This window comes from Brevundimonas sp. UBA7838 (genome assembly GCF_002500885.1).
Lineage (GTDB): Bacteria > Pseudomonadota > Alphaproteobacteria > Caulobacterales > Caulobacteraceae > Brevundimonas > Brevundimonas vesicularis_C.
In genome coordinates, this window is record NZ_DLTK01000149.1 from 1 (window position 1) to 6,157 (window position 6,157).

Here is a 6,157-nt window from a genome sequence, read left to right on the forward strand (position 1 = left end):
ACGGCTTTCGCGACGACCGCCGCCCTCGCCCTCGGCGCGGACCTCGTCGCCTTCGCGCGGCTCGCGCGGTTCGCGCGGCTGCTGGCCGTCGCGGTTCTGGTCACGGTCACGGTTCTGATCGCGGTCGCGATTGTAGTCGCGGTCGCGGTTCTGATCGCGGTTCTGGTTCTGCTCGGCGCGCTCTGCAGCCTCCGCGGCCTGACGGTCGGCGGCCTGCTGGGCGGCGACGAAGGCGGCGGCCTGGGCGCCGGATTCGTCCTCGAAATCGATGTCGAAGCCCTGGTTGGACTGTTCGCGCGCGGCGATGTCCGAGAAGGACCGCTGGGGCTGGAGCGCGCGCAGAACGCGGTAATAGTGTTCGGCGTGCTGCTGATAGTTTTCGGCCAGCACCCGGTCGCCGCTGGAGGCCGCATCGCGGGCCAGCTGCTGATAGCGCTCATACACCGTCTGGGCGTTGCCCCGGACCTTAATGTTCTCGGGGCCTTGCGAATCCCACGAACGATTCGGATTGGCGTTGTTGGCGTTATTGGCGCCCGCCTTGTTCCGATTGCGTCCGCGCTGACGCTTCATGCCCTTGAAATCTCTCATTCGCGCTACCGTGTGCAGGGGCGGACCAAAGCCTGAAGGCCGGTTCCGTCCGTTTCGTGGTTCCGTCTCGCTCGGGGCCGATCCCCGATTGTCGAACTGTCGGAATGCCTTGTCGCCCGCATGGTGCGCCGGTCCTTTCGGGACCGACCGTCATGGCCGGCTCAAGCCGCGAACAGCCGGGTATGCGCCCGTAAAGCTGCGATTGAGTGGGAGACGGCAGAGACTTAACCCGAGTGGGCGGCCTTTCCAAGCGATATTCGTCAATGCGTCGCACCGAACCGTGCACAGCGCCGCTTTGCCAAGCGCGACGGCTGGGCTAGGCATGACCTTTGAGACGACGATGAGGCTATCCCATGCGCGTGCTGGTTCTGGGCGGCGACGGTTTTTGCGGCTGGCCCACGGCCCTGCATCTGTCGGCCGAAGGGTGGGACGTGACCATCGTCGACAACCTGAGCCGCCGGAACATCGACAACGAGTTGGAGGTTCAGTCCCTGACGCCGATCCGCACCATGGGCGAGCGGATCAAGGCGTGGAAAGAAGTCTCCGGCCGCGACATCGGCTTCGTCAACATGACGGTGGGCAAGGAATTCGACCGCCTGGTCGCCCTGATCCGCGACTTCGCCCCCGACAGCGTGGTGCATTTCGCCGAGCAGCGGGCGGCCCCCTATTCGATGAAGTCGGCGCGGCACAAGCTGTACACCGTCGACAACAACATCAACGCCACCAACCACCTGCTGGCCGCCATCGTCGAAAGCGGCCTGGACGTCCATCTGGCGCACCTGGGGACGATGGGGGTCTATGGCTACGGCACCGCGGGCCTGCGCATCCCCGAGGGCTATCTGAAGGTGACGGTGGATACCGACAATGGTCCCGCCGAGCAGGAAATCCTGTTCCCGCCCAATCCGGGCAGCATCTATCACATGACCAAGACGCAGGACGCCCTGCTGTTCCAGTTCTATGCCCGCAATGACAATCTGCGCATCACCGACCTGCACCAGGGCATCGTCTGGGGCACCCAGACTGAACAGACCAAACAGGACGAACGACTGATCAACCGCTTCGATTATGACGGCGATTACGGCACGGTGCTGAACCGCTTTTTGATGCAGGCGGCGGTCGGTTATCCGCTGACGGTGCATGGATCGGGCGGCCAGACGCGGGCCTTCATCCATATTCAGGACACGGTGCGCTGCGTCGAACTGGCGCTAAAAAACCCGCCCAAACGCGGCGAGCGGGTCAAGATCCTCAACCAGATGACCGAGAGCCGGCGCGTGCGCGACCTGGCGGCCATGATCGCCGACAAGACCGGCGCCGAGATCCATAACGTCGCCAACCCGCGCCAGGAGGCCGACGAGAACGACCTGGTCGTCGCCAACGACCAGTTCCGGGATCTAGGGTTGAAGCCGATCACCCTGGCGCAGGGTCTGATGGACGAGGTCACGGACATCGCCCGCCGCTATGCCGACCGCGCCGATCTGGGTCGGGTGCCGTGCGTCTCCGCCTGGAACCAACGCCGGGCGGAGGCGCTGGAAAATGAGGCGCGGCCGGCAGCCGACGCGCCACCTTCCCAAGTTCTGACGGCCTGAGTTTCGTAATGCCTATCGCCTCCCCTCCCCTCGATCTGCTGGTTTTCGGCGGCGGCTATCTGGGACGGGCGGCGGCGCTGGAGGCCATGAGGCGGGGCGGGCGGGCGACCGCCACCTCGCGCGATCCCGAGCGGCGTCGCGCCATGGCGGCCGACGGGATCATGGCCATCGATCCGGGTGATACGGCAGCCCTCAAAACGGCGCTGGAGGCGGCGACGGCGATCCTGATCACCGCCGCGCCGGACGCCCAAGGCTGTCCCGGTCTGCGGGCCCTGGGGCCCCTTGCGGGCGACGCCTGGCCGGACTGGATCGGTTATGTTTCGTCCACCTCCGTCTATGGCGACCGGGCCGGCGGATGGGTGTTCGAGGACGGGCCGCTGAACGCCGCCAATCTGGAGGGCGCACGCCGCGTCCGGGCCGAACGCGATTGGCTGGATGGGGCGCAGGGGATGGGGCTGACGGTCCAGATCTTCCGCCTGCCCGGTTTCTACGGGCCGGGCCGCAGCGTGGTCGAGCGGCTGAAGGAAGGCACGGCGAAACTGGTCAGGAAGCCCGGCCAGGTCTTCAACCGCATCCATGTAGATGACACCGTCTCGGGCCTGTTCGCCTCGATGGCGCAGCCGCGACCGGGCGCCGCCTACAATCTGACCGACGACGAACCGTCGCCCGCCGATGTGGTGATGGAATGGGCGGCGGATCGGATGGGCCTGCCCCGCCCGCCCCAGGTGGACTGGACCGACGACAGCGTCAGCGAGGCGATGCGCCGCTTCTATCTGGACTCCAAGCGCGTCTCGAACGCCCTCGCCAAGGCCGAGCTGGGCTGGCGGCCCGCCTATCCCAGCTGGCGCGAGGGGCTGGCGACGCTGATGGACGCGCCGCCGCCGCTGCGATCGGTGAGCTAGGGCGCAGTCACGCGCCCTAGCCGCGAGCGACCGCGTCGCGAGCCTAGCGCGCTTAGAAGGGCAGCAGATTGCGCTGGCGGCTATAGCTCATGGTGCCGACGTTGGCGCCCAGGCGCAGGCCGACGCCTGTGCGGATCGGGGCCAGGACGATGCCGTCGGCGCGCTGATAGTTCACGCCCAGGCCCGCGACCAGATAGGCCGAGCCCTCAATGCCGGGATAGCGGCGATAGATCATGTCGGGGTGGTACAGGCCATAAACCAGGGTGAAGACGCGGCTGGCGTTGCCGCCCCAGTCCCAGCCCACCGACGCGCCCTGCCAGAACACTTCCTGAGAGGCCGACAGGTCCTTCATGTGCAGGGCGCCGCGGCCGTAGCGGGCGCCGACAACGACGGCGCCGGAGCCTTCCTCGCCCGCGATATAGGCGGTCGGGCGGTCGCCCTGGTCGGCGAAGACGCGCTCGATCGCGCCGCCCACGACCTCAGCCGCGATGCCCAGCTCGCGCGAGCCGGCCGAAACCAGTTCATCGAAGCTGTAGGCCTGGGCCGTCTGGTCCGAGCGGATCGGATAGTTGGGATCGCGCGGCGGCGCCGAGGCGCAGGCGCCCAGCGACGAGGCGCCGGCGGCGGTGGCGAGGCCCGAAAGGATCAGTTGGCGGCGATGCATGGAGGGCGCTCCGAAAGGCGACGAGAGGACGGCCGGCTGGCGCGCCGGTCTTGGCCTCACCGTCCCCGACCTTTGCGGCAGCCTTGCGGCTTCAAGGTTAACGGGGTCTTACCGGGCGCGCCGATCAGGCCGCAGCGCGCTTTCGCCGGACCAGCAGCCAGGCAAGGCCGATCAGGACCGCCAGCATTCCGAAGGCCTTTCCAGCCGTTAAAGGATCCTCGACCACGAAGATCACGAACAGGGTCGTATTGATCGTCAGGGCGATGATCGCCGGCAGGGGATAGAGCGGCATTTTCCAAGGACGTTCCAGATTTGGCTCGCGCACCCTCAGGACGATGACGGCCGCATTCACCAGAACGCTCATCAGCGCCAGCAGCGACGTCGAGAAGGTCAGCAAAGTCTCATAGACCCCGATGGTGGCCAGCAGCCCGCCGGCCAGCACGGTCGCGATCAGGGCCAGACGCGGCGTGCCGTTGGCGGCGACACGGGTGAGGGCCGAGATCTGATATTCGCGCGCCATGGCGAACAGGACGCGCGGGAACACCATGACCATCGCATTGATGATCGTCACCAGCGACACCAGCGAAATGGCCGTGACGATGGGGCCCGCGACATCGCCGAACACCCGACCGGCCGCATCCGCCGCGACGAGGTTCGACCCGGCCATCTCGGCCGGCGTCAGGACGTTCAGATAGGCCAGGTTGGCCAGCACATAGATCACCGTGACCACGGCGATGCCCGAGAAGGTCGCCCGCGCGATGGTCCGGCCCGGATCGACGACCTCTTCGCAGAAATAGGAGGCGCTGTTCCAGCCGTAGTAGGTGCCGGAAATAGCCCTCAAGGCCATGACGATGCCGCCGAAGGTCAGGGCCGCCGCCGTCGCTGGAGCGATCTCGGTCGCGACGGGCGCGCCGCGCGGCGCCAGGAACAGGCCGATGATCAGCACAGTGAACAGGGCCGCCTTGACAGCGCTGCCGATCTCCTGCGACCGACCGCCGACCTTGGTGCCCAGCCATTGCACGCTGCCCACCACGACCACGATCAACAGGGCGAGGACGCCGATCGGCACGCTGGTCGCGACGCCCAAGCGATGCAGATATTCGCCGAAGACCACGGCGATGAAGGCGATGCCGCCCATATTGCCCAGCCAGTCGCAAACGCCGACGGCGAGGCCGGTCAAAGACCCGAAGGCGCGACGGGCGAAGATATAGGGGCCGCCCGTCTTGCGGATCGAGGCGGCCAGTTCGACAGTCGACATGGCGTCGATCCAGGCGACCAGACCGGCGACGCACCACAGGGCGATGATGATCGTGGGGTTCTGAACCCCCTCGGCGACCACGCCAGGGGTGCGCAATATGCCCTGACCGATGACGCCGCCGACCACGACGGCGACGCCAAACGTCACGCCTAGGACGCGCAGCAGATGGCCGCGATCCGGTTGGGCCGCCTGAGGTTCCGTCGTCATCGCCTATGTCCCCCGCGCCGCCCGAAAGACCGCGCTGCGCCCCTCAAGCCCGCAGCCTGCCGCCCTGCTTTTCGACCGCTCCGACGACCTTGGCGGTCAGGGCCTCGATCTCGGCTTCGGTCAGGGTGGCTTCGCGCGGTTGGATCACGACTTCCAGGGCGACGGACTTGAAGCCGTCGTCCACGCCCTTGCCGCGATAGACGTCGAAGACCCGCACGTCGGCGATCAGGGCCTTGTCGGCGCCCGTCGCGGCCCGGACCAGATCGCCCACCGGCTTGGCGTCCTCGACCACGAAGGCGAAGTCGCGTGTTAGGGGCATGAGGGCCGACAGATCGGCGGTTCCCCGCGCCTTGCCCGACTTCCCACGCGGCTCGGGCACGTTATCCAGAACGATCTCGAAGGCCAGCATGGGGCCGTCGGCGTCCAGGCTTTTGAGCACGCGCGGATGCAATTCGCCGAACTCGACCATCACATTCTTGGGGCCGAGTTGCAGCCGGGCCGAACGGCCGGGGTGCCACCAGTCGCGGTTCTGGCCCTGGACCAGTTGCAGCGAGGCCACCGGGGCGCCGATCTCTTCCAGCAGGGTGGTCAGGTCGCCCTTGAGCGTGAACAGGGCGTCTTCGCCGGCGCCCGCCCAGTGACGGGCGGCGTGCGGGGCGACCAGACCGGCGATGACCGTGCGCTGATCCGCCGGACCGTCGCCCAGATAGATAGGGCCGATCTCGAACAGGGCGGCGTCGGCGAAACCGCGCGCGGCGTTCCGCGCCGCCGCCTGGACCAGGTTCGGCAGGGCGGAGGACCGCATGCAGTCCAGATCGGCCGCGATGGGATTCTCCAGCACCAGCCGGTCGTCGCCGCCGCCGAACAGGGCCGCCGTCGATTGCTTGGTGAAGGACCAGGTGACGGCCTCCGCGTATCCCAGGGCGGCCAGGGCCCGGCGCGCGGTGCGGAC

General features: G+C 67.6%; 5 protein-coding genes and 1 pseudogene. 2 read left to right on the top strand and 4 right to left on the bottom strand.

The window, feature by feature from the left end; all coding sequences use genetic code 11:
- Positions 1 to 588, bottom strand: a 588-nt coding sequence (locus B3T77_RS15485; protein ID WP_292080707.1) for a DUF4167 domain-containing protein, incomplete at its 3' end; no start/stop codon positions are given.
- 353 nt (positions 589 to 941) lie between these two features.
- Between B3T77_RS15485 and B3T77_RS15490 the strand changes: the two genes are divergently transcribed.
- Both B3T77_RS15490 and B3T77_RS15495 read left to right on the top strand, forming a co-directional pair.
- Complete coding sequence (locus tag B3T77_RS15490) at positions 942 to 2,174, top strand: NAD-dependent epimerase/dehydratase family protein (protein WP_292080710.1); 1,233 nt, start codon at positions 942 to 944, stop codon at positions 2,172 to 2,174.
- An 8-nt stretch (positions 2,175 to 2,182) separates the two neighbouring features.
- Positions 2,183 to 3,076, top strand: a complete 894-nt coding sequence (locus tag B3T77_RS15495; RefSeq protein WP_292080712.1) for an SDR family NAD(P)-dependent oxidoreductase — start codon at positions 2,183 to 2,185, stop codon at positions 3,074 to 3,076.
- A 52-nt stretch (positions 3,077 to 3,128) separates the two neighbouring features.
- Here B3T77_RS15495 and B3T77_RS15500 read toward each other — a convergent pair whose 3' ends face one another.
- From B3T77_RS15500 to B3T77_RS15510, 3 genes and pseudogenes are all read right to left on the bottom strand, one after another.
- Positions 3,129 to 3,740 (bottom strand): DUF1134 domain-containing protein, encoded by a 612-nt coding sequence (locus tag B3T77_RS15500; protein WP_017506335.1) that lies wholly within the window; start codon positions 3,738 to 3,740, stop codon positions 3,129 to 3,131.
- Between the two features lie 124 nt (positions 3,741 to 3,864).
- Positions 3,865 to 5,205 (bottom strand): APC family permease, encoded by a 1,341-nt coding sequence (locus B3T77_RS15505; RefSeq protein WP_199059688.1) that lies wholly within the window; start codon positions 5,203 to 5,205, stop codon positions 3,865 to 3,867.
- Positions 5,206 to 5,248: 43 nt separating this feature from the next.
- A pseudogene (locus B3T77_RS15510) lies at positions 5,249 to 6,157 on the bottom strand (phenylalanine--tRNA ligase subunit beta); the annotation flags it as partial.